Source organism: Mesorhizobium sp. M0518, assembly GCF_040321125.1.
Taxonomy (GTDB): Bacteria; Pseudomonadota; Alphaproteobacteria; order Rhizobiales; family Rhizobiaceae; genus Mesorhizobium.
Genome location: NZ_JAMYQY010000002.1, coordinates 199591 through 225677 on the forward strand (window position 1 = coordinate 199591; position 26087 = coordinate 225677).

The following is a 26087-nucleotide window of genomic DNA, read 5'->3' on the forward strand; positions in this document are numbered from 1 at the left end:
CGACGAACGCTTCTAAGTTCGCTTGCCGGAGTGCCTTTTGGGTCCATCATCGATCCTGATTTGGGCTTCCCTGAACATCTTGAGTGCCTCTTCCTTGGTGAGGCCGCACTTGCGCGCAAAGTAGAGCGCTTCGATCGCTTTTTCACGATCCGCCGTGGCTTCTGTGTGCTGTTTGGGCTTTTTACCCATCGTTCTCTATCACCTTTGATGCCACCGAACCATCACCGTGCCGGGTTGTTCCCTCCATCGGATCTGCTGACCTGCCGAGCGCGGCAGCCTGATGTCGCCGATAAAACGAGATCCCGAGACCTTAGCAGGCATCAGCTTGGTCGTTTCTATATGGCTCTATATGGCCCATCTGGGAGGCACAGTCGGAGCTCTAAAGTTGCCGAACGCCTTGCAGACGGTTGCTTTTGGCTAGAGCGGGACGCGGCTGGCATCTTCTGCCGAAGGCGGCTCGCGCTCGCGGAGGAACCATGTAACGCGCTTGTTGAATCGTAGTCTGAAGACCAAACCTCGATCACCTCGTGCACCCGACGGTAGTGCCATGGCGATCCGGAACCTCGAGGCATGTGGAGAGTTGTCCAGCAGCCCAGCGGAGATCCAAGCCATGGCGCCACCAGATGCCAATCCCGGCGCCGCCGCGCAGCCAAAACGCTCTGGCAAGCGACAACCCCATCACCGGCACGGCACAAGGCCTCCGGAGCAGGATTATCTATCGACGGGCTTCCAACGATATGAAGGACATGGCCCATGAACGTCGCCAACCTGCAATTGGAAGGTTTGCTCATGGCGGTCGCGGCCGTCAATAACGCCTTGGTCCGCAGAGGCCTTCTCTCGGTCGATGATATCGACACGGCGTTGAAAAACGCCGAAGCCTCGTTCACGGTTGATGAGCGCCTCTTCGAGGATATGTCGCCTGCTAACCGCGACGCAGTGTGTTTCCCTTTGCGTCTTTTGCGGCTGGCTAACACCAAGCAGTTCGAAGCGAGTGTGCCACCGTTTTCCGAGCTGGCCAGGCAGGTGGGGATCACCAAGCAGCCTAACAACGACCAGATGTGAGGGAGGAAGGTCGACCTGCGCGGGTGGCCTCAAAAGACTTGATGAACGATGACCCTGTAGATTCGCTCGCCAACGCAATTCGCCATCGCAGCGCAATTCTGTTTGTTGGGGCAGGGGTGTCGATCAGTGTTGGACTACCCTCCTGGGAGAAGCTGATAGAGCGAATGGCAAAGGAGCTCGGCGTCGACGACGAATTTTCCACGCGACGCGATCGTTTTCAAACCCTGGCCGAGTACTATCGGATCAAGCATGGCAGCATCGGGCCACTTCGCAGTTGGATGGACAGAAACTGGTCCGTCCCCAAGGACCGGATCGAGAAATCCGAGTTGCATCGTCTCATCGTGAGGCTCGACTTCCCTGTCATCTACACAACTAATTATGACCGGAACCTAGAACTGGCTTATGAGATATACGGCCGGGACTACGTGAAAGTGGCCAATGCACGCGATGTAGCGCAGGCCCGCCAAGGCGTTACCCACATCGTCAAGTTCCATGGTGATTTCGACGAGGATTCGTCCCTCGTCCTCACCGAAACGGACTACCTCGATCGCCTCTCCTTCAATTCTCCGCTGGACGTGCGTTTTCGCTCGGATGCACTCGGCAGCACGATCCTCTTCATTGGCTATAGCCTTTCCGACCCAAATATTCGGTTGCTGTTGCACCGTCTCTGGCAGACGTGGCATCGGTCCGGCTATGAGAAAGATCGCCCGCCCTCGTTCATCCTCATGACCAGCCGAAACCCTGTGGAGGAGGCCGTTCTTGGGCGTTGGGGCATTTCGGTCGTCGTCGGCGAAATCGACGAGCCGCAAGCTGCTTTGGTGGACTTCCTCAGCCGGCTGGCGGAGATGGTTGGGGATGGGGAACTGTCGCCAAAAAGTGGGCGATAGCAACATCCGTATGATGGGCAGTTCGGCGGGCTCTCAAGGAGCGGCACATGGCAGAGAATTCCGTCCGGAATTTCAAGTTCAATTGGCGTCAAGGATACTATCGCGGCACGGAGAGCTAATCGGAAAACTTACTCACGCGCTGCCTACTTTGAAGTGCCTTTCACAGCGGTAACGGCTCAACCTCGATGCGCCTTGCGCCGAGCTTCAGCGCAAGGCGCGAGCTTGTTTAGCAATGACGCTACCGGCTGATCAACGCTTGGCGTTCTCACTCTCCGAGTCGGCCCGCGCCAGGAACTGCTCGGTTGTCGCTGGAATATGGCTTTTCAACCAGTCCGCCATTGCGACTTCCTCACGCAGGTTCTCTTCGCAGACCTGGGCGACCTCTGCTTCACCCAGAGATTTGGCAGCGGCGATAAGGATTGTGTAGGAGGCGATTTCCATGTGCTCGAACGTGTAGCTTGCAAGCGATCCTTTCATCACTTCGTCACCGGCGAAGACCCCGCTGAGCGACTGCGCCATCGCCGTCAGCTTGCCGCCGGCATCCTTCAGTGTGGAAGATCCTTGTCCGATGCGGTCGAGACAGGTTTCCAGCCGAGCAGCCTGCTGCCTGGTCTCCTGGACGTGCTGGCGAATCCGTTCGCTGAGCTCAGGATAGTTCTCAATTCGGTTCAACTGCCCATTCAACATGGTCTCGGCCTGCTCTTCCATGGCGTGAGCATCCCTGAGCCATTGGACAAGCCATTCGCGCGATTCTGACATTTCATATCTCCTTCATGGGTCGGCCAGAACTTTCAAAGGGAGATATTGTTCCTCATCGGTTGAACTGCGGCCTCGGCCTGTATCGCGAGCTTTTTGCTGGTCGGCGCTGGATTCAGGCTCCTGGACCTCGGGCGATGGGCATTGCCGCGGCGCTGGAAACGCATTCTGCAGAATGACCGAAGCTGCTGCCGTCACCGCGTTCGGCGATGGGTATCTCTACGAGTTTCGTGTTGGCTCGTATTCTGCTGCCACGCTGCCATGTGTCAGGCTAAGCTCTGTCTTGCCCGAGCTGGCCGGCATTTACCGTTTGTCTTGCGAAAACAGCCCGTCGGCTCAGCGAGGCCCCGGGTTCACCAGCGGAGTTCTTGTTTTCACGAACGAATTGCAATGGAACGTCACGGCGTTTCGCAGGTTGGTAATGGAATTTCGCAACCAAGGAAACGAGCCATGACTTCTTCAGACAATTCTTCAGTTGGCATATCACCCCGTCCCGAAAAATCGGGTGGCAGGAGCCCGCCAAAGCAGGCGACACCTTCACCGGCCGCAGAGAAAACCTCTGGAGCAGGTCCTGCGATGGCCGAGCATTCGAAAGACGCCAAGGCGCCCAAAGGCGGTCGTCAGCCTGGGGCTTATGTCAAGGATTAGACGGCCGAGCTGCGTTGAGTTTCGGCTGGCCGCCATAGTCGAAGCACGAGGAGGTTCTTATGCAGATGATGGAAATTGTCGTCAGCCGAGACCAGGCTCCGGTCGTGGAATTCCGCGGGGAGGGCGGCGAGTGGATTACAGTCACCCTGCAGGCCGGGCATAGTCTTCCCGACGACGAACTCATCGCAAAGGCCAAGGCTATGATGATTCAAGTCGCTCAGTTCGGGATGGACCAGACCAACAGTGCAGCGATGTCTGACCGGTTGTCGGCTGATGAGGTGATACAATCCGGAATGTCGGGATAGAATAGCGGGAAGGCGAACAACGACCGCCGGGGCAGCCTTGCGCAACGGAGCGGGCAATAGTTCCATGCAGACCGATCGAAGATGGGAGCATGCGGATCGACGAGCGCTCGGTGGGCGCAAACTGGCATCCGGCGGCCTTGCTCCGATACGCAGATGGGGATGGCTGGAGCCATTATCGCGATCATCAGCCAAGCCCACCATGAGCATATCCCCTTGCTGATTGGGAAAGTGACGACATTGCGGAACTTCGGATCGCCGCCGCGCTTAATCCGGCGGAGGAGTTATCCGATGAACGCGACCAAAGTGTTTTTTGAAACCTGGCTGCAGGAGAATGTCGGCACTCTTGCTGGCAAAGAGGAAGTGAGCTTCGCCGTGCTTGTCCAGCAATTCGAGCAGGATGCCGAAGCGGCCGGTTATGGTCGCGAGGTGCGTGAGGACGAGCTCGGTAACATTGAAGATGCGATCGAACAAGCGCTAAAGAACGCCCGAACTAGGGTGCATGGTGACGCCGATGGCGAACCCACCGATGTGGCAGCCCTCATGGATGCGCTGGAGGTCGAAGATGCCAAAAGCGGGCCGTAGGCCTTACCAGATTAGCTCTATTCGTTTGTCGAAGTTGCCGGGGTAGCCCTATGGAGCAGTTTCGCAAGGACATGGCCGCCTTGGCAGAGCCGGCTTTCTGGGTGACGATTGGTTTGCTTCTGGTCCCGTATGCGCTTGGAACGGTGCTGCTCGTTTGGACCTGCGGCTGCCTGTAGTTTGCTACTGACACACCCGTAGCGGTTCAATGGCTCTAACGCCCGAATTCCCTACAATACCGAGCTGATGCGCTTGCGGGGGCCCTGTGCTGCAGCAAAGTCTGAACGATCTCGTCGCGAGAAAAGTTCTCGTCGACACTAGGCTCCTTTGCTCCCGGTAACAATATCGCGTTGACAGCTTTTTGCGAGAGGGGGGAAGGCCGCCGTTCAGTTCAGGCGCCGACGCTATCTGCGCTCTCATAGTTCCAGCTACGGCCCCCAACACCATGCTCCGATCACGCGCCTGAGCATCCGCGCGTGTCCCTACATCGAAAATAGCCCTGCAGCTTGCGAGTTGCCTTGGAACACTTGTGTCATAGGAGAACCAAGATGGCCATCGCACAAGCCGCCAACGACAACCACCAGCCGGGCGAGAAACCGGAACATGCAACCGAAATCTCACTCAAAGCGGCGATAGACCAGTTTAGGGCGGGACGCAGGTGCAAAATGGCACCACGGGCAACGAGAATCGGGGCGAGGCACTGAGATGCCGCGGATCAATGATGACGGTCGCAACGAGAATACCACATCGGCTGCAGCACTCATTGTCGACAAGGAACGTGCTGAGCGCGCCGCCAAGACGGCGCGGTTGAAGGAGCCTCGCCTCGCACAAGCCATCACGCCCGGTCCCAGCCAACGCAAGCCGCGTGTCACCAAAAGGTTCGCAGGATTTTTGTTGCTGGCTAGGAGGTGTCCGTGACTCGCAATCACGACAAGGAAAGATACGACCGCGCCAAACGTATCAGCCAAGAGATGCTGGACGCTGAACGAGCGGAACGAGCCGAGAAGACGGCGCGGCTGAGACAAGCAAGGCTTGCACAGCATCTGGTGGAGACGTCGCCGGCGCAACCGCAAATTCATCGCAAATCCATCCAGGCTCTCAAAAAGAGAAGCCGTAAAGTGATTGAAGTATTTTAGGCTCTCCACATCCGTGCAGAACCACGGCGCGGCGTTTAAATTCGACCAAGAGCGTCTATCAATACCAATGGCGAGCAATCGCGGGGACTTTGCATCTCCGCACCTCGCCATTAAAGCTGCGAGCGAAGCCTGCTCGCAAAGTAGTCGGTGACCTTTTCGCTTAGCGGACGAGCTTGCCATTCTTCCACACTGACCTGCCTTGATCGTTTCAAGTCCTCGTTGAAAACGTCTATTTGCGTCCGCGCGAATTCCATGCCGTAGACATTCAGAGTGGCCTCATCGTTGAGGCGCAAGGAACGCTCATCCAAATTAGCCGAGCCAAAGCTCACCCAGACATCGTCGACGATCAAAAGCTTCGGATGGTACATTGTGGGTTGGAACTCAAAGATGCGCACACCGGCCTTGAGCAATTCGCCCCAGAAGTAACGTGAACCCTTTCGCACTATAGGCACGTCCGTCAGCCAATTGGGAACGATGACATCGACCGAGACGCCTCGCCTCCTTGCATCAAGAATCTGCTGCAGGGCTATGTCGTCCGGCACGAAGTAGGCCATGCCGATGCGCAGATGATCCTTGGCCGCGGCTATTGCCGCCAACATCATCAACTCCATGTTCTCCGAGCCGTTTGGCTGCGAAGAAAGTATTAGCTGGGCATCGAGCCCACCAGCGGGCGCAACTGCAGGGTAGAACTTCGCGCCCTGCAATGTCTCGCCGGTCGTCTCAAGCCAGTTTTCGGCGAACGCCGCCTGGAATGCGGCCACGGCGGGTCCTTCGATCCGGTAATGCGTGTCGCGCCATTCATTAGAGTTGCGTGCGTTCCCGCGCCAATTATCGGCAATGCCGACCCCGCCAGTGAAAGCGACCCGGCCATCGACGATCAGCAGCTTGCGATGAGTTCGGTTGTTTACACGGCCCAACGTATACCAGCGTAGCGGCCGATAGCGTTCGAACCTCACACCGGCCGTGGTCATGATGTGGATCAAGTCCTCGTCGAAGGGAAGGCTGCCAACCCCGTCGACGTTCACGCGGACTTCGACGCCTTCGCTGGCCTTGGTTGCCAATGCGATCGCGAACTCGTAGCCGATGGCTCCCGACCAATAAATATATGTCTCGATGTCGACGCTGGATCGAGCCGCCCCGATTGCTTGCAGCATTGACGGAAATATTTCGTCCCCGTTGATGAGAGTTTGGACCGCATTGGAACCGAACATCTGCCCTTGCGAATAGCTGCTCATCGTCTTGGAAAATTGGGGATCCGTAGCGTCAAACCGGTGGGGAACGATTGATCGTAAAACGCGCGACTCTGGAGTGAGATTTATGATCAACACCGTGAGCAGGCTGGCGATAGCGGCAATGGCCAGATAGATGAGCACCTTTCGCCAGAACTCAATGCCGGAGGTCTTCTTGCGGGCGCCTGACGCAACGGAACCGAAAGGCTGCACGTCAATCGCCCCGCTGCTGGCGATGGCGATGTTTCTCGATCTCCTCGGGCTCTTCATCGTCGATCCGCGTGATGTTTGAAGCCGCGTGATCTGACCGCAGAATCTCGTCAAGCTTGGCGTGGATCGCTTGAGTGTCGCGGTGCTCCGCGCGCTGGATGAACAGCGTCATCGCCCAAGTAAACAATGTAGCGGCTCCATGCCAATCTAAGCTCTGTCGCTCGAAAATCATCCAAAGGATTGCATAGGCCAGCAACACCAGGAACGCTGCGGGACGGGAAGTCAATGTGCCGATTGAGGTAAGGGCGCTCGTGACCGGATGATTTGCCATTCCACAGAACTCGGGGCAGTGCCCCTGGTTCCCGCGGGGCATTATATCGCCCCGCCATGAATCAACAAAAGGTACAGTTGGAGCAGCGCGCGCTTTCCAGGTGTCCTGCGTCGGCCTCCACATGCCATAGTCCGGCATCGAGAACGGTCTGGATTTGGATAGTCTCGCCAAGCGTTCGGGTTCAGCAATTCGCTCATGTCGGCGACGAGGCGATTTGGATTCAGCCGCTTCGGCACCCGCGGTTGCGCCTGGTAAATTCTGCTGCACGTTGTGCCCCATCAATCGCGCCGCGAAGAGTTATAGTCGCTGGAGTATAGGGCTTCGCCGTCTACACCTGCGCGAAGGTTAAGCGATGAATGGGCCGTGGAGCATCTTCACGCATGAACAACGGCCGACTGCGTCATAGTTTAATGACAGCTGGTGGGCTGTCCCGCATAAAGCCGTGGTCAGCGGCTGTGTAACGGGTTTCGCTGCTTGGGAGCGACTATCCCACTCTCGCCCATTTGGAGGAGCCTGATGCTTAACCGACCCATCCGCATGCACACAGAAGCTCTCTACCCCAGTGACCTGAACATCCTTCGCGCGGCATTTGACGCGCTGTGCCAGGAATTTGCTATTTTGCCTGACACGGCGGCGGCCTATGCCGTCGCAAGAGAGCTGATCAGGCTGTTCCAAACAGGAATGACGGAAGCGGCCACGCTGATGATTGCCGTGCGCGCACGTTGGCGGGACGATTGGGAGATGGGACGCAGCAACGCTGCCTGACGTTGGATGGTCATGCGAACACCACCCGCTGCATCCTTTTCGACACCGCCGCGTTGACCGTCAAACCTGCCAGAAATGGCCGATCCGCTGGCACACCGACTGGAGCAACCGATGCCGAAATTTCGCTTCGAGTTTATCGAAGGCATGTCGCAGCCTGCAATCTTCGCCGATATGGCTGATCGAGATGAGGCTGTCAGGGAGGCGAAGCGCGCTGCCAAAGAGGCCATGCTCGACGGAATTGTCGACGGCGTGGACCCGACCAGTTGGGTGACGAAGGTTTACGATGAGGCAGGCTATCTCGTCGCCACTCTCGGATTCCAGGATCTGGTCGCCGCGCCCAAGGATACGGAAGAGTTCAAGGAAACAGAGGAGCCTGGCGTCTTACGGTCGGGTTGAAGCCTGGTGTCTCTACGCTGTCGCCATCGAGCCAGATGTCCCGAAGACCGCCCTTGGAACATCGTACGAGCCAAATCGTTGGCCGGTGATGCGCCGAACCATGCACGATAGCCACGTCAGTCGACCGGCCGCCGAGACCGAAGATGTCCTGATCGTCGGAGGCGGGCCGGCAGGACTGACCGCCGCTCAATATCTTGCCCGTTTTCGCCATCGCGTGCTGGTGATCGATGCCGGCGATCCTCGTGCCGCTTTGATTCCAACGAGCCATAACTGTCCTGGCTTTCCCGAAGGGATAAGTGGAGCCGATATTCTGGATCGCCTTCGACGTCACGCCACCTTGTATGGAGCCACTCTGGTTGGAGGGCAGGTCTATTCCCTCGCCCCTGCCCATGGGGGGTTCGTCACTGAGACCTCGATTGGCGCAATCCGGACACGCAAGGTGTTTTTGGCGACAGGGATCACCGACACGACACCCGTCATTCCGCGTCTACGCGAGGCAATTGCCGCAGGTGTCGTTCGACTCTGCCCGGTATGCGACGGGTATGAGGCGATCGACCAGAAGATTGCGGTCGTCGGGCACGACGTGAGAGCCTTGAAAGAAGCCATTTTCCTCAGTCGGTTTACACCGCTCATAACGATGCTTGGGAGCGACGCATCCGACTTTTCGCCCAGCACTCGTCGTGCGGCGAGGGCAAGAGGCATAGTCATCAGTGACGCTCTCGACACGCTCTGCCCGGCAGCAGACGGCTGCGAGGCGATTTTGAAAGATGGGACGTCAGACCGCTTCGATGCCATTTATCTGGCACTGGGGTGCAAGGTACGTTCTCAACTCGCCGAGGCCGTTGGCGCAAGATGTTGTGAAGACGGCTATGTCACAGTCGACGAGCATCAGCAGACTTCCATCCACGGCATGTACGCCATCGGCGACGTTGTCAAAGCGTTGAACCAGATAGCCGTCGCTTTTGGACAGGCTGCCATTGCCGCGTCGCATGCCCATAAAGAGCTTGAGAGCGCCGAGCGGACTGGATTTGCAGATCAGCCTTCTCAACGAACATGAAACCACGCGGCTGATCGAGATGTCGGCCGCTTGACAGCGCGTCGGAACGTCTCGACCCCGGCCGACAAGAAGTTGCCGCGCCCTGCAATCGCAGCAGATGATCCCGCCAACAGTTACAGCCGCGGAACATCACTGCGGCACGAGGTTTTGGCTGCAGGCCTACAATCCTCCCTCAGTGTCTGGGCCTTGAGGCTGCCGAAGCAGCTTCGGCCCGTCTCGGCTTTGTCCGGGGCGGGCTTTCCATCTAAGAAAACACGTGGAACATTCTTTCTCGTCCAGCGTTAGCGCGCGCCGGACGACCTGTTCTGCGATCTCTTGCTGGCCGGCATCAGAGGTTGCAACCACAGCTTCAGCCCGCCTCGGCCCCTCTCGAGACGGGCGGCGCGCGGAGTTGAGATGCGATGCATAGAGACGCCTTCACGCCATCAGAACTTGCCCTACTCAGTCGCGTCTTCGCACGCAGCAAAATCAAAAACGAAACCGCAACCGAGAGGGAACGCCGGGCATCACGTATTCTGGCCTACTACCAGGCGGGGATCACGGACGAGGATGAGTTAGAACAGCTTTCTCGCCAACCGCTGGGAAGGTGACGATTAGTCTTCCTTCTTCAGAGCTTCCGCCTCGTCTTTGAGCTTCGGCCAATCGGCGCCGTGCTTGCGAAGCAGCGTTCGGGCCTGCTTGGGGTCAATGTCCGTGAGCTCGACCAGATGTTCGAACTCAAGTTCCTGGCCTTTCGCTACCCGGCTTGCCTCGTTCGCTTTTCGTTGCACTTCGACACCCACTGCTGAGACAACATGAACGAGCGCCGAGAGTGCGCGTTCCAGAACTTTATACAAAAAATACGCGACACCGGTTGGGCCGTATGGGACGGGCTATGCCCTTCTGGCTGTGCCTTGCCGATTTCTTCCATGTGGGCCCGCCCCGACTTGTCGTCGGTCGCAAATCGCGGCGGCATCTTCGTCCGACTGTCCGACCACGCGGCGTGTGCCGGCGCTCGGCAGCTTTTCGACGCAGCAAGTCCGGTGCGCACGTCACCTCATCAACTTGATCTGAAGCGAGATGCTCAGCCTCAGAATCCTGTCGCCGTTTTCGTTCCGCACTTCAACAAACACTTGCTGCCCGTCCACCTCAGTGAGTGCATCTCTCGTAAGGTCGATAAGGCCCTCGAAGCCCACGCGGCGCACCTCCTCCAAACCGGCACATTCGATGCCGATTTGGTCCTCGAAGACCAGATCGTGATCGCCACTATCAAAGAAAAATCGTGCCATGCGAGAGCATCCGTCACCACTAAACTGCAGGGTTTCTTTGGTGCAGGTAGGTCGTGTCGAAATCACCTGCATGAGTGAGGCCAAGCCAATCCAGAACATGCACTCTTGATCCTGTGGTGGCGATGAGGCCTCTACGTCGAAGTTCCTGAAGCATTCGGTTGACGTGGACTGTGGACAAGCCCAATGCATCGCCAAGGGCTGCCTGGGTAATGGGAAGATCCGCGACGTGATCCTGGATGCGTCCAACCGAGCGCAAGCGAAAAATCAATTCGCACAATATGTGAGCCATGCGCGTGTATGCCTCGCGTCTTCCCACATTAGTGACCCATTCCCTGTAAATCGCTGCATCGATCAGGGTCGACCGCCAAAAAGCCGTCGCGATTCGAGGATGCTGTTCGCAAACGGCGCGAAGAGCGTCATGTCGTATGAAGCCCAGTCTAGCTGCTGTGAGGGTCGTAAAATTGCAATCCATGACCGACAGATGCAGTCCGTGCAGATCCGGAATATCCCCAGCCACAAAGAAGGATGTAATCTGCCGTTTGCCGTCGCCGGTAAGTTTGGTGGAACCGAGCAGGCCATCCAAAACGACAAACGAACTGACAGGACGGTCCCCCTCACGCACCAGGTCGTAGTTGGGCAAAAAATCCTTCTCCTGGATCGGGATGCTCTTCAAAACGTCGATGTCGGTCTGTCGTACTTGCGAGATGATCAGGAGTTTGCGGATAAGTACATCCGAGGATGAGGTGGGAGACAAATTGGCTACCTAGCTTATGTTATTTATCGAACTTGCAATCGCGCTGAAAGTTCCGTGACATTACAGAGCGGCGGCGGAGAACGGGCCCGGTTCGGCGGGTGATTGGACCGCCGCACAATCGAGCCCGCAGTTATGCCGCCCATAGGGGAGCCTGCGGAGCCACGCATTAACCTATGACATGGGCTGTGTTCGAAATTGTCGCTGAGATAACCATTGGCGCCAATTCGGCAAGGCTTTGACGTCCGCAACGGAACATATGCCCCAACTGGCGCTACGAGGTTGTTCCGCCGAGACAATCTGCAAGCACCTTGGAGCGGCAATACAGCTCCTGGCGCTCCGCTAAGCTCCGCTATTTGAAACAGTGGCTGGCTCACGCACGAACTTCATCCGCGGCGGCACGGCGAATGCCGTGAACCGCTCAGCCAGTCTGTCGAGGGCTTGGCGCATGCCAACTCCCGCAGCTGGCGCTCCGTGTCCGCTGATCACCATCTGCGGCTTCAGCGCAGCCAGTTGTTTCACGGATTTTTCCGCCGCATCCCAATCCGGTGTGAAGTAGCGCGGTGGACCATGCATCTCCAAGTCCTGAACGGCGACTTCATAGACCGACTCCTGACCCGTGGTGATGAAGGCGTCCCCAGCGATCAGCGAGCGGTCTTCTTCGCGCCAGAGAGAGACATGCCCCGGCGCATGCCCGGGCGTGTGCAGCCAGCGCCATCCGGGCATGCCGGGGACCGATCCGTCGGCCGGCAAGAGTTGCAGGCGATCTCCGAGATCGATTGGGCCACGAGGAAAGAGTGGCGAAAGCAGCGCTATCAGGCCGCCCCCCACCCAAGGATCAGGCGGTGGATAGGACCCAGTTCCGTCCAAATAAGGACGCTCGAGCGGGTGCGCAAAAACGGGCGCATCCCATGTGCCGGCCAGATCCACAACCGCTCCCACATGGTCGAAATGGCCATGGGTCAAGATGATCGCGGCGGGCCGCGCGCCGGCTCCAAAGCGCTTTTCAGCGACCGCCAGGATGCTGCTTCGCGACGTCGGCAAACCCGTATCGATCAGGACCCAGTTTCGATCTCCGCTGCCGGGAGCGCCGAAGAACACGACATTCACGATTGTCAGCCGCAAATAGGCCAAATCCGGCGCGATGCTCCAGACGCCGTCGCCACGATCCTCGCGCCTGGCATGGTCGATGTCGGAAAGTCGAATCTGAACGGTCATGCTGTTCCCTGCCTCCGTTGTAACCGCTGGACAATCGATGACGGCTCGGTCCCGAACTTGCCTCGGCGCACCTTGTTCCCTGGCTCCTGTCTGCTCCACCGGCTCGGTGGGCTCGATCGGGGAACAAAGGCTCGACCATCCGGGTTTGGCCCTGAGTAATACACTGGACGATGGTGCAGCATGGCAAATGAGAAGGGGTTGCCGCATGAGCGAAGCAGCACAAAGCGATAGCGATGGCTTGACTTCGATTGCGGGCACGTCGGCGTTCGCCAGTTTTTTCATGGCTGGCTTTGAGTGCTCGTCGCACCGGCGCAAGGACGGCGTTCGCCTCGATCTTATCCGCGCGACGTCGCATTATTTGCATGCCCTGGGCGACTACCGCGGTTGCGCCGAACTCGGTCTTCGTACCATCCGCGACGGTTTGCGCTGGCACCTCATCGAAACCGCTCCTGGGACCTATGACTGGTCAAGCTGGACGCCGATGGTCGAAGCAGCGCAATCGGCAGGTGTCCAGGTCATCTGGGACATTTTCCACTACGGATCTCCAGACCACGTTGATCAGGGGTCGATGCATTTCATCGATGCCTATGCCTCGTTCGCCGCGGAAGCTGTGAGGGTTCATCGTTCAATCGCCGGTACAGCACCTCTGTTGTGCCCAATCAACGAAATTTCGTTTTTCGCCTGGGCTGTTGAGGTCGGGTATTTCCCGCGCGTCGGTCCGAAGAAGCGGGGATGGTTCAAGCGGCACCTCGTGAAAGCTGCAATAGCTGGCGTTCGCGCGATGCGGGAGGTCGATCCCGCTTGCAGATTTGTCTGGGCCGAGCCGCTTATCCACATTGCTCCTCGCGACCGAACGCGGACCGAACGGCGCCGGGCCGAAAATGCCCATCTCGGACAGTTCGAAGCTTACGACATGCTGCTGGGCCGGGCAGAACCTGAGTTGGGGGGCAGCGAAGATGTTGTCGATGTCGTTGGCCTGAATTTCTACCCACACAATCAGTGGTACCTAAACGGGCCGACGATTCCGATGGGGCATCACGAGTACCGTGCCCTTTCGGAGATGCTGATTGAGGTCGCGCATCGATACGGCAAGCCGATGTTCATCGCCGAGACCGGCTCCGAAGGATCGGGCGGGGCGGCTTGGCTCCATTATGTCTGCGACGAGGTGCGTGCCGCAATCGGTCTCGAAGCGCCAATCGAAGGTATTTGCCTATACCCGATAACCGCCTATCCGGGCTGGGACAATTCGCGGCATGCGGAAGTGGGATTGTTTTCGGTCATCCAGGCGGACGGCAGCCGACACGTCCGCACGCCCATCGCGGATGAATTGGCCCGCCAGCAAACTTTGTTCGCGGCGAACCCGACGCGTTAGATACATGAGCGGCACGAGGACTGTTGCGAGCGCCTGTTGACGCCGCTTTGCCACGTCCGATGCTCCCAAGTACGTCTAGGTGGGGAGCTACAGCGCCCCTTCGGCCAACGACGCCTTCCCCGCGCTCGCCCATTCCGGGACGCTCTTTTGGATGCGGGCGAAGGTTGCCAGGGCCTGCCCGACCACCTGATCCATGTTGTAGTAGCGGTAGGTTGCCAGGCGGCCGACAAACCACACGTCGGGACAGGTTGCGCCGAGCGCTTCGTAACGCTTGTAGAGCTCTTCGTTTTCGGCCCGCGGCACCGGATAGTACGGGTCCCCGATATCGGTGGGATATTCGTAGGTCAGGCTGGTCCGCGCGTTCTGCTGGCCGGTCAGATGTTTGTACTCGGTGATGCGGGTGTAATTTTCCGTCTGGGGGTAGTTGACGACGGCAACCGGCTGAAACTGCTCTTGGTCGAGGGTGACGTGCTCGAAACGGAGCGAGCGATAAGGAAGACGCCCGAGCTGCCAGCCGAAGTATTCGTCGATCGGGCCGGTATAGATCAGGTGGTTGAATGGTATCTCGTCACGAATTTCGCGGAAGTCGGTCTGCAACATGACCTTGATGTTCGGATGGTCGAGCATGCGTTCGAACATTCTCGTGTACCCGCCGGCCGGCATCTTCTGGAAGCTGTCGCTAAAATAGCGGTCATCGCGGTTGGTTCTGGTCGGCACTCGTGCCGTCACTGATTTGCTCAGTTGGCTAGGATCGACGCCCCATTGCTTCCTGGTGTAGCCACGGAAGAATTTCTCATAGAGTTCGCGTCCCACCGTGCTGACGACGACGTCCTCGGCCGTTCGTACGTCCTCTACGGTTTCGCGCCGCGACGCGAAGAACTCCTCCAACTGTGTGGAATTCAGGTCGAGGCCGTAAAGGCGATTTACCGTGTCGAGATTGATCGGGATGGGAAGCAGTTTCTCATCCACGGCCGCCAGCACCCTATGCTCGTATGTGCGCCATTCCGTGAACTGCGAGAGGTAGTCCACGATCGACTGGCTGTTGGTGTGAAAAATATGTGGCCCATAACGATGGATGAGGATGCCGGCTTCATTATAGCAATCATAGGCGTTGCCGCCGACATGGCTGCGGCGGTCGACCAGGAGAACACTTTCGTGGCGCTGGGAGGCTATCCTTTCAGCAAGCACGCTGCCGGCAAATCCCGCGCCGACGATCAGCCAATCGAACATGGCTATGCACTCCTGCGGAGAGGGATGACCTTCTTACCTCGATAGGCACGCTCGATGTGAGCGGTCATGCCACTCCATGTCTTTTGCCAAGACATGTCCGCAAGATAGGCGTCGACTTGCGGCAGGAACGTCTCACGAGGTCGCAATAGAATGGAGCGCAGCTTGATTTCCAGATCGTCACTGTCGGCGATTTCCACCAGTCCAGCAGCGCCGTAGCTGCGCACAACGTCAACGATTGCCGTCGAGATCACCGGGAGACCGGCCGCTAGGAACTCTGGCGTCTTGGTCGGACTGATGAAGCGGGTCGCTTCGTTGAGTGCAAACGGCATCCAACCGGCATCCCAATGGCGCATATAGTGGGGCAGGTCGCAGTAGGCCTTCGCGCCCAACCAATGCAGGTTTTCGGCTCTGGGCAGGGTTGCGGGGTCGATCTTGACGACCGGGCCAAGCATCACGAAATGCACGTCCGACATAGTCTCCGCCGCCTGCGCTACGAGCTCGACGTCCAGCCGCTCGTCGATAACTCCGAAATATCCGACCCTCGGATGAGGAATGCCGGCCTGGTCGGTTGGCTCCTTTCCTGGGCGTCTCGCAGTGTGAAAGTGCTTCACATCGATGCTGCTAGGAAAAGGGAAGATCGCGTGATGCAGGTGACGCTTGGTCTCGAACAGGCTTAGGCCTCCGGTGAAAACGAGATCGGCGCGGCGCAGCAGGGCCTTTTCCATCTGCCCCAGCTCGGGCGGCGCATTCTTGAATGCGGAGAGTTCGTCCATGCAGTCATAGATGCATATGTCCGGGTCGAGGTGCTCGGTGAAGCGCAGAGCCATCGGCGTGTAGTACCAAGCGATCAACCGGCTGTGCGGCATTGAAGCTATGATCTGCTGGACAAATCTCCGCTGGACGGCATCTGCTTTCGCGGCCGACATGCCGAGCGGAAGCACTGGCGTCACAATTAGAATGCTTGGCGCTGCCTCGCTCGTCCGCATCAGCGGCTGTGGCAGGTCTTCGAAAACAGGCTCTTCGAAGTAGACCACTCTCTGCTGCATGGAGGCGAGACTGAGGATATGTTGCGGGCGTTGATGAACGAAATTCCACCGCAAATGGGAGAAGCAAACCAGTAGATTTTCCCTGCCAGCGCGGTTACTGGCGACTGCCCCACCCAAGGCTGCTTCCATTGAAGATTTCCTTCCTTTAGTCTGTCGTTTATGTTCCGACTAACATTTGTTAGTCGCGGACGGGAGAGAACTAAACTTCGTTCCCGTCTCCTAACTTTCAACGAGGTGAGTTGTTCCAAGGTGAAATGGAGCGCCTTCAGTCGCCGCTCGATAGACGAAAACGAGATCCGCTCGCTGAGTCGAGAACGGCTATCGTGTGTCGGCGGGCTTTGAGGCGCGGGGCGACTGGGGAATGCTGGTGGAGAACGGCATTGCCGTATTTGCGTTGAACTTGTCGGCTATAAAATGTGCAGAACATCACGTTGATTCGCCTGCACGACTGGCGATTCGGTTTTGGCAGGGCAAGATTCCGGGGCTGATATGAAGATCGACTTTGCGACCAATGTTTTTCCGCTGTTTCATCCGCAAAGCGTCGATGATCTCAAAGACCCGTGCCCTGTCTTCGATGGCAGTCTGTGGCACGTCTTCGGCTCAAGTGGCACGGTGACCACCGAGACGTGGAGGATCCTTCATGCCACGGCGCCCGATCTCTATGGACCGTGGACCGAGCATCCGCCGATCGAACTTCCTATCAACGGGAGTGGTGTTGCGGCTCCCGGCGTCATCCACGAAAGCGGCGTCTTTCATATGTTCATCCAGACCGAGTTCATGAAGTCTGGCGGCCGGTGCGAGCACGCGGTTTCCAATGACGGATTCCAGTGGGTGGTTCTCAGCCCGGCGATCCTTGCCATCCCGGACACCGAGGAGGACGGCATTTACGATCCGCATCCCGCAGTTATTGGCGGCAAGCGCTACCTCGTCTATTCCGCGATGCCAAAATTCACCAAGGTGCCGCAACCCGACATCTACCTCGCACGGAGCCAATCCGACTCGTGGTTCGGTCCCTGGAAGCGGATCGGCAAGATCCTCGACCATAATGATGTCCCTCACCATAATACGAGAGAGGATCCCGACTATGAATGGGGCATAGAAGGCGCACAGCTGGTCGAGTTGCCGGACGGTCGGGTGCTTCTCAATGCCACTTGTTTTCTGCCGAATGGACTTCGGGGGAACCGGCAACGCGTGTTCTTCGCTATCGCTGATGACGTTGCTGGACCTTACGTATCGATCGGCCCGGTGCTGGAGCCAGGCCAGCCGGGAGAGAACGGCCACTCGACGGTGATGATCGAAGGCAGCCAACTATCGTTGTTTTACCAAAGCCGGGTCGCCACGACCGATCATCGGTGGCGCTACGGCCTGGCCAGATGCGACGTCGCCCTGTTTTCCAAGGTCGCATGATCCCCGGTGCCAATGGGCACCCACGGCGTAGACCGACTGGATGGCTCGCATTGCGCAATGAGCTTCCGTAGCTCGAGACGTTCCGTCGGGAAGCCTGCCGGAATTAAACGTTCCTCCTACGGAACAATGCGTCCGAGCTGAGGTTCGGCTGACTTCAAACCAGGAGTCAGCCATGTATTACACCGACAAGAAATTGCAGTACCCGGTTCGTGTGGAAACGCCGAATCCAGTCTTTGCCCGCGCGTTGCAGCAGGCCATAGGTGGAGTAGAAGGCGAGATCCGCGTCGCCTTGCAGTATTTCTTCCAGGCATGGGGATGCCGCGGACCGGCCAAATACCGCGACCTGTTGTTAAACACGGCGACCGAGGAACTCGGCCATATCGAAATGCTGGCGACTGCGGTCGCCCTCAATCTAGAGGGTGCACCACTTTCGCTGCAGGAGGACATCTCGTCGGACACGGTCGGCGGCTCGGTCCTCAACGGGATGAACTTCCGCCATATCTTGTCGACCGGCCTGGCCGCACTGCCTGAAAACGCCAACGGCGTTCCCTTCAATGCTTCGCATGTCTATGCCAGCGGCAATCTTGCCGCGGATATGGTCGCAAACGTCACCGCGGAAGGAAGCGGCCGCGTACTGGCTACCCGCCTGTACAACATGACCAACGATCCCGGCATGAAGGACATGCTGTCCTTCCTTATTGCGCGCGACACCATGCACCAACAGCAGTGGCTCGCGGCCATCGAAGACATGGGCGGACTGAACGCGTCTCTGCCGGTCCCCAACTCCTTCCCGCAGGAGAAGGAGCATCAGGACGTATCCTATGCCTTCATCAATTGCTTCGTCGAAGGTGTCGAACCAGCGCGGGGACGTTGGAGCGATGGACCCTCGATGGACGGCAAGGGAGAGTTCTCCCTGGTCGCCGGTGCACCAATGGGCGAGGAGCCCATGCTTTCGCCGCCACGGCCAAGTTCCGGCGCCCAGAGCGAGCAGATGATCGACAGGCGGGCCGCCGAATAGGCTGTCATAGCAATACCGAAGGCAGCCGGCACTGGCTGTCTCCCCCTTGGAGCTTCTCGCTGACTCGGCCGCACCCGGTTATATCGGCCAATTGACGCTGTGTACGAGCGACAGCGCAGCTCATTGGTGATTGGTGTGTGCCTGACGAGCTCTCCATTTTCAGCCTAGCTATAAATGCTTCACCTAATGGAACATCGGAGGTTCCACGAAGTTGGGAAGCCACGGAGGACGTGCACATGAACAGTGTCATCTATCTTATCGGCCTTGTCGTTGTCGTGCTCGCGGTCCTCTCCTTCCTCGGTCTTCACTAGGTGGCCCATGCAGCGTGAGAACGATCAGGGCGGACAGCCCACCGATTTTGACAAGGCGAAAAGCGACGTTTCCGACAGGCTTCGCCTGGAACAAGAACGTGCCAGCGAGTTGCTCCACGACGCGCGTGACACGGTGACCCGTAAGGCTGGCGACTATGCATCTGAAGCCAGGGATGTCATTTCCGACAAGGCGGAGGAAGCTCAGCGCGACATCGGATCGAGTTTGGCGGCGCTGGGCGGCGCACTGCGCGCGGCCAGTGACCATCTGGCCAACAACGATGAAAGGAACGCATCGAAGTTCGCATTGGATGCCGCCGGTGGCTTGGAGCGGCTTTCATCGTCATTGAAACAGAAGCCGTTCGGCCAGGTCCTGGAGGACGTGCAGTCCTTTGGCCGGCAAAATCCCGGTGTCTTGCTTGCCGGATCGGTATTGGCCGGATTGGCTCTCGGGCGGTTCATCAAGGCTTCTCCGCCGGCGGGTCCTGAAGCAGCTCAGGGAGCGTCGGGAGACATCACGTCCAGCCAGGCCGCCGATTGGTCCGCCGACAGTTCCCAGAATTTCGACCTTCTCGGCGAGGATCCGGCCACTCAGAATGCGGAGCAAGACAGATGAGCACACAGGACAATACCAGCCTTGCCGGGCTGGTGACGGACCTGGCCCAGAACGTCACCACGCTTGTGCAAACCGAAGCCAGGCTGTTTCGGGCAGAGCTCTCTGAAAAGCTTACCAAAGCCGGAGCAGGTGCCGCGGAAGTACTGGGCGGCGCGATCTGCCTGCTCGCCGCGCTATTGGTGTTGCTGCAGGCACTCGTTATCGCACTGACGCGGGCAGGGCTTGGCGCGGGGTGGTCTTCCCTGCTGGTCGGTGTGGTCGTGGCGGTCCTCGGCGTCATCCTGCTGCGGACCGGGATGGCCAGCATGGCGCCTTCGGAACTTACCCCCGACCGGACCCAGGAACAGCTCAAGCGCGATGCGAGCGTGATCAAGGAACAGGTGAGATGAAAGAGAAATCCGCAGCCGAACTTGAACGCGAGGCAGAGGCAGCCCGCGCCCGGGTGATGGAGACCGCCGAATCTATTCGAGGCAAGATGACGCCCGGACAATTGCTGGATGAGTTCACCGGGCTGTTCTCGGGAGGGGAGAGCTCGGCCATACTCAGCAATCTCAGGACGCAGGTCCGAGACAATCCTTTGCCGGTCACCATGGTGGGCGCGGGTCTGGCTTGGCTAATGTTCGGCAGCGGTACCTCAAACATGGCCCACGGTTCGGCTGGCTACCCATTGCCTCCAGCGCCGGGACGACATGATGAAGGGGAGCGCGGCGGCTTCGGCGGCACGCTCTCCGATGCCGCGGATTCGCTCTCATCGAGCGCTACCAGCGTCGGCGATACCATATCGGGCACCGCAAGGGCCGCTGCGGCGGGTCTGACGGGAAGCGCTGCCAATGCAAGCTCGATGACTGGTGACATGGCGGCGAAAGCCAGCCGCTCCGCGCAAGATCTGTTGGAAGACCAACCCTTGGCCGTAGCGGCCGTCGGTCTCGCCATCGGCGCCGCTATCGGTGCAATGCTGCCGCATACCACAACGGAGGATGAGCAACTAGGCGCCTTTGGTGACAAGCTTCGCGATACTGCCGGAACCATGCTGGACAGGGGTCTCGATGAGGCCAAGCAGGCCGCCGCCGACGCCTATGAAACCATCAAGCAGGAAGCTGGCCGGCAACATATGGAAGCAGGCACGATGGCCGATCAGCTCGGCGAGATTGTGAAGTCCACAGCAGACAAGACCGAGCGTGCCGTTCGGGAACGGATTTCCGATCCGTCTCAGCGCCAAACCTAGCTTGGTAATCATAGATCAACGATAGTCGGTCTCTTCCAGAAAGGGGTCGGCGTTGTCCGTCGAACGGTGAACCGCTCGAGTCATTTCAGAGCGTAGAGGTAGGCCGCGATATCGCGCGCCTGCTGCTCCGTAATCCGTGTCGATGGCATGGCCGTGTGCGGATTGACTTCCCTTGCCGATCGTATCCAGCGGATCAGGTTCTCTGGATTGTTGGCTAGCCCGCCGCCGATAAAAACACGGTCAGCAAGACTGGCATCCAGGCGAGGGCCGACCTGCCCTTGCGCGCCCGGCACGCCCGCAATCGTATGGCAGCCGGAACAGCCGTTCGCCGTCATGATCGGCAAGGCCCTCGCAGTGTCACCGCCCGTGGCCGCCTCCGCCTCGTGGCGGACGCGTGCGGCCCGATCGGACCACCAGGTCATTCCGGCCACGGCCGCGACGAGCAGCACCAGCGCGGCGCTGACGGCGGCAAGCAGTTTAGACAAGCTCGTACGCATGCGCCGCCTCCCTGCTTCCGCTCGCCTTGATCCACAGCGCGGCCAGCAGCAGCGCTACGCCGCCATAGATCAGTCCAGCTGGAACCCACATGACCAGCCCGGCAAGCTGCTGGTCTTCCAGGGGACTCAAATTCCACAGTGCCGCTCCCTCGGCGTTCTCCGGGTACCAGAGCCGTGGCGAGAGCAACAGGAGAACGCCGAGCAGACCCGTATGCAGCGAGGTGACGAAGAGGTGCATCACTGCGCTCCCATAGGCATGCTGGCGGCCGGGACGCGGCAAGAGCACCCACCAGAACAGCAGCCCTGTTCCGAAGAAGCTCGCGTGCTGTGCATAGTGCAGCACGCCGCGTTCGAGCGCGGCTTCGAATAACACCGGAATGTGCCAGATCCATATGGCTATGCCGTGGATAATGGTCGCGCTGATCGGCCGCGTTGCGTAAGCCCAGACTGCCTTCAGCCAATTGGCGTGCCCGGCAATTCCCAGAATGCGCCGGAACCGGGTGGGCAGGCCCCACATCAAAGCCGCAGCCGGGCAGGCAGAGACCAACAGCGGCGCCGCCACGGCCATCAGAAGTTCATGCTCGATCATATGCGCCGCAAATACCTGCTCGCCGAGCGCATGAATCGGGCTGACCAATGCGGCTGTCAACACGCCCCATCCGGCCGTGAACAGCAGAGCCTGGCGCAGCCGCAAAGTCCTGCCGCGGCCGCTGCGCCGCCAAAGCCGGCTCGCGCCCACGACATAGGCGAGTCCGAGGACGGCAAGCGGCAGCGTAATGGGCAGCGCGAGCGTCCACCCGGCCTCGGGTGCGCCGGCGCCGTAGCAGATGGAAGTAGAGAACAGCGCGTCCAGGTTCATCGCAGGCACTCATCCAGGATCAGCGCCGCGCTGCCTTGCATGAGGATCACAAGCGCAAACAGCAACGCCGACAACATTCCGAGGTTGGCGACGAAGCGCTCTGTGCCGCGCGTACGCTCCGGCTTGAATGCGGCACCGCCTCGCCGCTTCGCCCGCCACGACAGCGCCCCGCCGAGCAGCGACAATAAGACGAGCAGCAGCGCCACGGGAAGCACGACCGGCACCTGGCGATTGCATTGCCAAGGCACCAGCGCATAATTCAGCTGTGTCGAGACCGCCCAGGCCAGCGGACCTGACAGAAGACCACCCCAAGACGTTCCAAACCGCAACGCTCGCATGTCAGCCTAGCCTCGGCGCCCAATAGATGAGCACATAGATCGGGATCCAGGTCAGGACCACGAAATCCCAGTAGAAGACATTGTCGCCGACATCGCCGAAGCGCCGGCCGCTATAGCCGTGGCGCGTGAACATCAGCACCATCAGCACGATGGTGTCGCCGACATCGGTTATGAGGTGCGTGGTGTGCAGGCCAAGCAGCACCCAGAGCATCGATCCATAGGCGTTGGTGTCCCAATAGATGTTGAGGGCGGGGAATTCGAACCAGCGCACGACGAGCGGAGCGATGCCGAGCAGCGACATGACCACCAGGCCGATCCGCACCGGAATCATGGAGCATTGCTTGGCGTGGCGGTGGAGGACGTGGTTGGGCACAAGGCTGACGACAAACAAAATCATCACGATCGTTCCGGGCCAATGGTTAGGTTGCGGTGCGCTAAGCCGCCACGCTGGCCACGACAACGCAAGATAGAGATATGCGCCCGCTGCCAGCGCGAAACCGGTGCCTTCGAGCGCCATGAAGCCCAGCGTGCCCCACCAGGTCGGGCTGTGCGGACCATGCCCGAAGGTCGGCAGTCCTGAAAGATCGGCGGCAACTCGATGCTTCATTCCTGGTCCTCCGGATCGCCCTTCGGCCAGAACCAACCGATCAACGTGATGGCGATCGGCGCGGCGCCCCAGACGATGGCCCAAGGCGTAAAAATCGAATAGAGAAACGTACCACCGACGGCGAGCGCCGCGAAAAGAGGCCAGATCGACGGTGTGGCCGATTTCTCACGAATGTCGGGATGAGCTTCCGCCACGGTGGAGATGAGGAGCTCGCGCGCATCGACGCGGAGCCCGGTCGCTACAGGGAGCGTCTCGCGCTCGGCCCAGAGCGGCTCGATATGGGTGACGATGGGAATGCGTGCGAAATTATAGCTCGGCGGCGGCGAGGATGTTGCCCACTCCAAGGTTCCTGCGTCCCACGGATTGTTGCCGGCCGAGGTGCCTTTCAACGCGCCATGCACAAGATTGAAAGTAAACAGGACAAAGCTCAGGAAGAAGAGTAGCGCCCCTGCCGAGATGAAAAGGTTGATGTTGCCCCAGCCAAGCTCGGCCGGATAGGTGTAGACCCGTCGTGGCATGCCCCATAGGCCGACGAGATGCATCGGGAAAAAGGCCGCATTGAACCCGATGAAGGCCAGCCAGAAATGCCACCGCCCAAGGCGTTCGCTCATCATGCGGCCGGTGATCTTCGGGAACCAGAAATAAGCCGCGCCAAGCAGCGGGAACACCGAGCCGCCGATCAGCACGTAATGGAAATGCGCGACGACGAAATAGGTGTCGTGCACCTGAAGATCCAGTGGCACCGAGGCGAGCATGACGCCGGTTAGCCCGCCGATGACGAAGATGAAGAAGAAGCCGAAGACAAACAGCAACGGGGTCCGGATTACCGGTCTGCCATCCCATAATGTTGCCAGCCAGCAGAAGATCTGCACGCCGTTCGGAATGGCGATCATCATGCTGGACGCGGTGAAGAAGCTTGCGCCGAGCTTCGGCAATCCGGTGGCGAACATGTGATGGACCCAGAGCCCGAACGACAGGAGGCCGACAGCGAAGAGTGACAGGACAAGCCCGAGATGGCCGAATGTCGGTCGCCTGGCGAAAGCCGGGATGATCGAAGAGACCATGCCCGTCGCCGGCAGGAAGATGATGTAAACCTCCGGATGGCCGAAGAACCAGAAGAGGTGTTGGAACAGCAGAGCATCCCCACCCTCCGCCGGGTTGAAGATGTGCGTGCCGACCAGCCGGTCAAGGATCAGGAAAGTCGAGGTGATCATCACCGCCGGCATCGCGAAGACGACGACGAAAGAAGTGACCAGCATCGCCCAGACATAGAGCGGGATCTTGTCCAGCGACATGCCGGGGGCCCGCTGCTTGAACACCGTGACGATGGTTGCCACCGCGACGGCCAGTGACGACACTTCGGTATAAGTGATCATCTGCGCCCAGACATCGGCGCGCTTGCCCGGTGCGAATTCGGGGCCGGACAGCGGCACGTAAGCGAACCAGCCCACATCAGGAGCCATGTTGAGGGCAAAGGACACCCAGGCGAAAGCGCCGCCCGAGACGTAGATCCAATAGCTGAACGCGTTCAGGCGCGGAAACGCGATGTTGCGGGTGCCCACCATCAGCGGCACCAGGTAGATCCCGGTCGCCTGCACGATGGGCACGGCGAACAGAAACATCATCGTAACGCCATGCATGGTGAACAGCTGGTTGTAGAGGTCGGGCCCGATCAGGCCGCGTTGCGGTCCCGAAAGCTGGATACGCATGGCGACAGCGTTGAGACCGCCAAGACCAAGGAAGACGAAAGCGGTGATCAAATAGCGTCGTGCGATTACCTTGTGATCGACGCTCGAGAGCGCTCCGACGATGCCGGACGGCGTCCGCCAGGTGCGCTCGAGCCAGCGATGCAGGCTGGCATCATCCATGCCCGTATCGCGGGGGCCGTCACGTTCGGGAGCAAGGTCGCCCTTGGCGGGGTCTGGTTCCGGGATGTGGCGGTCGCCTGTGACATCGGCGCTGCTCATTTCAGCCCCTCGAGATAAGCGACGATTGCGTTGAGCTCGTCGCCGTTGAGATCTGCCACTGGCATGTGGGAACCCGGCTTGATGCCTTGCGGGTCGGCTATCCAGGCGGCGAGATTGCCGCGGCTCATCGTCAGCGTTCCGGCCGCCAATGTTTTCCGGCTTGCTATGTGGGTGAGATCGGGAGCCACCGTTCCGCCGGCCGGCGTCCCCCCGATCCTATGGCACATCACGCAGGGGCGCTTGAGGAACAGGTCCGCGCCGGCCTTGGCCTCGCCACTCGCCGGCGCGCCGGCCGGCTGCAACTGGTCGTTCAGCCAGGCATCGAATTTCGGACGCGGCTCAGCGATGATGAAGGTGCCCATATTGGCATGCTGCGCACCGCAGAATTCAGCGCATTGACCACGGTAGACGCCCGGCTTGTCCGCCTTGATATCCAGCACGTTCATGTGGCCGGGGATAAGATCGAGTTTGCCGGCCAAGCTTGGGATCCAGAAGGAATGGATCACATCGGTCGAGGTCAATAGCAGCCGCACCGGCTCGCCGGCAGGGATATGGATCTCGTTTGACGTCGTCAGGATGCGGCTCGGCGTAGCATCCTCGTAGCGCACCTCCCACCACCACTGATGCCCGGTTACCCTGATTGTCAGCGCGGCGTCCGAGCCAATGGCGGCAAGCGTCCTGTTGGCGAAAAAGCTCAGCAGCGTAAGTCCGATCAGGATTATGGCGGTCAGCCCGACAGCGGTGACAACCACGCGCATCTTGCGGCGTTCGGCCCCTGCGTCGAGTAAGAGGGGCTCATCGCCGGGACGCGATCGCATGACCAGCGGTGCTGCGAGCGCGATCATCACCAGCACCCACACAACCGCGCAAAGCGCGGTGAAGAACCAGATCAGCCAGGCCAACTCGTCGGCTGCGGGGCCTTTCGGGTCCAGCGCCGACTGCCAGCCTGCGCATCCCTGCAGAAGCAGGACACAGAAGGGGGCAAGCGCCATGAAGGCG

32 protein-coding genes are annotated in these 26087 nt (G+C 59.4%); 16 read left to right on the forward strand and 16 right to left on the reverse strand.

Features of this window, described 5'->3' with window-relative positions; translation table 11 throughout:
• Positions 1 to 12: 12 nt before the first annotated feature.
• Positions 13 to 189, reverse strand: a complete 177-nt coding sequence (locus NKI66_RS03875; protein WP_352442909.1) for a hypothetical protein — start codon at positions 187 to 189, stop codon at positions 13 to 15.
• 564 nt (positions 190 to 753) lie between these two features.
• Here NKI66_RS03875 and NKI66_RS03880 point away from each other — a divergent pair.
• Together NKI66_RS03880 and NKI66_RS03885 are read left to right on the forward strand one after the other, a co-directional pair.
• The gene (locus NKI66_RS03880; RefSeq protein WP_023811900.1) at positions 754 to 1062 is read left to right on the forward strand and encodes a hypothetical protein; all 309 of its coding nucleotides are present in this window, start codon (positions 754 to 756) and stop codon (positions 1060 to 1062) included.
• A 41-nt stretch (positions 1063 to 1103) separates the two neighbouring features.
• Positions 1104 to 1949: an SIR2 family NAD-dependent protein deacylase gene (locus NKI66_RS03885; RefSeq protein WP_352442908.1), complete on the forward strand. Its 846-nt coding sequence runs from the start codon at positions 1104 to 1106 to the stop codon at positions 1947 to 1949.
• A 249-nt stretch (positions 1950 to 2198) separates the two neighbouring features.
• On the opposite strand, the gene NKI66_RS03890 is transcribed toward NKI66_RS03885, so the two are convergent.
• Positions 2199 to 2708: a ferritin-like domain-containing protein gene (locus NKI66_RS03890; RefSeq protein ID WP_128305833.1), complete on the reverse strand. Its 510-nt coding sequence runs from the start codon at positions 2706 to 2708 to the stop codon at positions 2199 to 2201.
• Between the two features lie 172 nt (positions 2709 to 2880).
• On the opposite strand from NKI66_RS03890, the gene NKI66_RS03895 reads away from it, so the two are divergent.
• The 5 genes from NKI66_RS03895 (at position 2881) to NKI66_RS03915 (ending at position 5373) form a co-directional block, all read left to right on the forward strand.
• Positions 2881 to 3159 carry a hypothetical protein gene (locus NKI66_RS03895; RefSeq protein WP_352750974.1) on the forward strand — a complete coding sequence of 93 codons (279 nt, stop codon included), beginning with the start codon at positions 2881 to 2883 and terminating at the stop codon, positions 3157 to 3159.
• Between the two features lie 253 nt (positions 3160 to 3412).
• A complete protein-coding gene (locus NKI66_RS03900) occupies positions 3413 to 3658 on the forward strand; it encodes a hypothetical protein (RefSeq protein WP_023811904.1) in 246 nt (81 codons plus the stop codon).
• A gap of 288 nt (positions 3659 to 3946) precedes the next feature.
• Positions 3947 to 4240, forward strand: a complete 294-nt coding sequence (locus NKI66_RS03905) for a hypothetical protein (protein WP_023811905.1) — start codon at positions 3947 to 3949, stop codon at positions 4238 to 4240.
• 50 nt (positions 4241 to 4290) lie between these two features.
• Positions 4291 to 4416, forward strand: a complete 126-nt coding sequence (locus NKI66_RS03910; RefSeq protein WP_023811906.1) for a hypothetical protein — start codon at positions 4291 to 4293, stop codon at positions 4414 to 4416.
• Positions 4417 to 5151: 735 nt separating this feature from the next.
• The gene (locus NKI66_RS03915; protein ID WP_081734899.1) at positions 5152 to 5373 is read left to right on the forward strand and encodes a hypothetical protein; all 222 of its coding nucleotides are present in this window, start codon (positions 5152 to 5154) and stop codon (positions 5371 to 5373) included.
• A gap of 110 nt (positions 5374 to 5483) precedes the next feature.
• Here NKI66_RS03915 and NKI66_RS03920 read toward each other — a convergent pair whose 3' ends face one another.
• Together NKI66_RS03920 and NKI66_RS03925 are read right to left on the reverse strand one after the other, a co-directional pair.
• Complete coding sequence (locus tag NKI66_RS03920) at positions 5484 to 6872, reverse strand: phospholipase D-like domain-containing protein (protein ID WP_352750976.1); 1389 nt, start codon at positions 6870 to 6872, stop codon at positions 5484 to 5486.
• Positions 6817 to 7143, reverse strand: a complete 327-nt coding sequence (locus tag NKI66_RS03925; protein WP_023811908.1) for a low affinity iron permease family protein — start codon at positions 7141 to 7143, stop codon at positions 6817 to 6819. The genes NKI66_RS03920 and NKI66_RS03925 overlap by 56 nt, the downstream gene beginning before the upstream one ends.
• A 516-nt stretch (positions 7144 to 7659) precedes the next feature.
• Between NKI66_RS03925 and NKI66_RS03930 the strand changes: the two genes are divergently transcribed.
• The 3 genes from NKI66_RS03930 to NKI66_RS03940 all read left to right on the forward strand — a co-directional run bounded on the left by NKI66_RS03930 (position 7660) and on the right by NKI66_RS03940 (position 9361).
• Entirely contained in the window at positions 7660 to 7908 is a 249-nt protein-coding gene (locus tag NKI66_RS03930; protein WP_352728439.1) for a hypothetical protein, read from the forward strand.
• Positions 7909 to 8019: 111 nt separating this feature from the next.
• Entirely contained in the window at positions 8020 to 8304 is a 285-nt protein-coding gene (locus NKI66_RS03935; protein ID WP_127258401.1) for a DUF6894 family protein, read from the forward strand.
• A 100-nt stretch (positions 8305 to 8404) separates the two neighbouring features.
• A complete protein-coding gene (locus NKI66_RS03940; protein ID WP_352750978.1) occupies positions 8405 to 9361 on the forward strand; it encodes an NAD(P)/FAD-dependent oxidoreductase in 957 nt (318 codons plus the stop codon).
• 593 nt (positions 9362 to 9954) lie between these two features.
• Here NKI66_RS03940 and NKI66_RS03945 read toward each other — a convergent pair.
• The 4 genes from NKI66_RS03945 to NKI66_RS03960 form a co-directional block, all read right to left on the reverse strand.
• Positions 9955 to 10197: a hypothetical protein gene (locus NKI66_RS03945; RefSeq protein WP_352721456.1), complete on the reverse strand. Its 243-nt coding sequence runs from the start codon at positions 10195 to 10197 to the stop codon at positions 9955 to 9957.
• A gap of 195 nt (positions 10198 to 10392) precedes the next feature.
• The gene (locus NKI66_RS03950) at positions 10393 to 10629 is read right to left on the reverse strand and encodes a DUF6894 family protein (RefSeq protein ID WP_127296098.1); all 237 of its coding nucleotides are present in this window, start codon (positions 10627 to 10629) and stop codon (positions 10393 to 10395) included.
• 19 nt (positions 10630 to 10648) lie between these two features.
• Complete coding sequence (locus tag NKI66_RS03955; RefSeq protein WP_352750980.1) at positions 10649 to 11383, reverse strand: Crp/Fnr family transcriptional regulator; 735 nt, start codon at positions 11381 to 11383, stop codon at positions 10649 to 10651.
• 339 nt (positions 11384 to 11722) lie between these two features.
• Positions 11723 to 12598: an MBL fold metallo-hydrolase gene (locus NKI66_RS03960; RefSeq protein WP_128305823.1), complete on the reverse strand. Its 876-nt coding sequence runs from the start codon at positions 12596 to 12598 to the stop codon at positions 11723 to 11725.
• Between the two features lie 205 nt (positions 12599 to 12803).
• On the opposite strand from NKI66_RS03960, the gene NKI66_RS03965 reads away from it, so the two are divergent.
• The gene (locus NKI66_RS03965; RefSeq protein ID WP_352552157.1) at positions 12804 to 13970 is read left to right on the forward strand and encodes a glycoside hydrolase family 26 protein; all 1167 of its coding nucleotides are present in this window, start codon (positions 12804 to 12806) and stop codon (positions 13968 to 13970) included.
• 87 nt (positions 13971 to 14057) lie between these two features.
• Here NKI66_RS03965 and glf read toward each other — a convergent pair whose 3' ends face one another.
• Together glf and NKI66_RS03975 are read right to left on the reverse strand one after the other, a co-directional pair.
• Positions 14058 to 15200, reverse strand: a complete 1143-nt coding sequence (gene glf / locus NKI66_RS03970; RefSeq protein WP_352552155.1) for a UDP-galactopyranose mutase — start codon at positions 15198 to 15200, stop codon at positions 14058 to 14060.
• A 2-nt stretch (positions 15201 to 15202) separates the two neighbouring features.
• A complete protein-coding gene (locus NKI66_RS03975; RefSeq protein WP_023811918.1) occupies positions 15203 to 16375 on the reverse strand; it encodes a glycosyltransferase family protein in 1173 nt (390 codons plus the stop codon).
• A gap of 360 nt (positions 16376 to 16735) precedes the next feature.
• Between NKI66_RS03975 and NKI66_RS03980 the strand changes: the two genes are divergently transcribed.
• The 5 genes from NKI66_RS03980 (at position 16736) to NKI66_RS04000 (ending at position 20820) form a co-directional block, all read left to right on the forward strand.
• Positions 16736 to 17653, forward strand: a complete 918-nt coding sequence (locus NKI66_RS03980; protein ID WP_352750982.1) for a glycoside hydrolase family protein — start codon at positions 16736 to 16738, stop codon at positions 17651 to 17653.
• A 172-nt stretch (positions 17654 to 17825) separates the two neighbouring features.
• A complete protein-coding gene (locus tag NKI66_RS03985) occupies positions 17826 to 18671 on the forward strand; it encodes a manganese catalase family protein (RefSeq protein WP_352552153.1) in 846 nt (281 codons plus the stop codon).
• Positions 18672 to 18989: 318 nt separating this feature from the next.
• A complete protein-coding gene (locus tag NKI66_RS03990; RefSeq protein WP_352442895.1) occupies positions 18990 to 19595 on the forward strand; it encodes a hypothetical protein in 606 nt (201 codons plus the stop codon).
• Complete coding sequence (locus tag NKI66_RS03995; RefSeq protein WP_352442894.1) at positions 19592 to 19984, forward strand: phage holin family protein; 393 nt, start codon at positions 19592 to 19594, stop codon at positions 19982 to 19984. The genes NKI66_RS03990 and NKI66_RS03995 overlap by 4 nt, the downstream gene beginning before the upstream one ends.
• Positions 19981 to 20820 (forward strand): hypothetical protein, encoded by an 840-nt coding sequence (locus tag NKI66_RS04000; protein ID WP_352750985.1) that lies wholly within the window; start codon positions 19981 to 19983, stop codon positions 20818 to 20820. The genes NKI66_RS03995 and NKI66_RS04000 overlap by 4 nt, the downstream gene beginning before the upstream one ends.
• An 80-nt stretch (positions 20821 to 20900) precedes the next feature.
• Here the strand turns inward: NKI66_RS04000 and NKI66_RS04005 are convergent, their stop codons facing one another.
• From NKI66_RS04005 to coxB, 6 genes are all read right to left on the reverse strand, one after another.
• The gene (locus tag NKI66_RS04005) at positions 20901 to 21317 is read right to left on the reverse strand and encodes a c-type cytochrome (RefSeq protein ID WP_352552145.1); all 417 of its coding nucleotides are present in this window, start codon (positions 21315 to 21317) and stop codon (positions 20901 to 20903) included.
• Positions 21298 to 22176 carry a cytochrome c oxidase assembly protein gene (locus NKI66_RS04010; protein ID WP_352750987.1) on the reverse strand — a complete coding sequence of 293 codons (879 nt, stop codon included), beginning with the start codon at positions 22174 to 22176 and terminating at the stop codon, positions 21298 to 21300. Before NKI66_RS04010 ends, NKI66_RS04005 begins: the two co-directional genes overlap by 20 nt.
• Positions 22173 to 22382, reverse strand: a complete 210-nt coding sequence (locus NKI66_RS04015; RefSeq protein WP_352677669.1) for a hypothetical protein — start codon at positions 22380 to 22382, stop codon at positions 22173 to 22175. The genes NKI66_RS04010 and NKI66_RS04015 overlap by 4 nt, the downstream gene beginning before the upstream one ends.
• A 133-nt stretch (positions 22383 to 22515) precedes the next feature.
• Positions 22516 to 23121: a cytochrome c oxidase subunit 3 gene (locus NKI66_RS04020; protein ID WP_023811928.1), complete on the reverse strand. Its 606-nt coding sequence runs from the start codon at positions 23119 to 23121 to the stop codon at positions 22516 to 22518.
• The gene (gene ctaD / locus NKI66_RS04025; RefSeq protein ID WP_023811929.1) at positions 23118 to 25088 is read right to left on the reverse strand and encodes a cytochrome c oxidase subunit I; all 1971 of its coding nucleotides are present in this window, start codon (positions 25086 to 25088) and stop codon (positions 23118 to 23120) included. Before ctaD ends, NKI66_RS04020 begins: the two co-directional genes overlap by 4 nt.
• Complete coding sequence (coxB, locus tag NKI66_RS04030) at positions 25085 to 26080, reverse strand: cytochrome c oxidase subunit II (protein ID WP_352751106.1); 996 nt, start codon at positions 26078 to 26080, stop codon at positions 25085 to 25087. Before coxB ends, ctaD begins: the two co-directional genes overlap by 4 nt.
• Between the last annotated feature and the right edge of the window lie 7 nt (positions 26081 to 26087).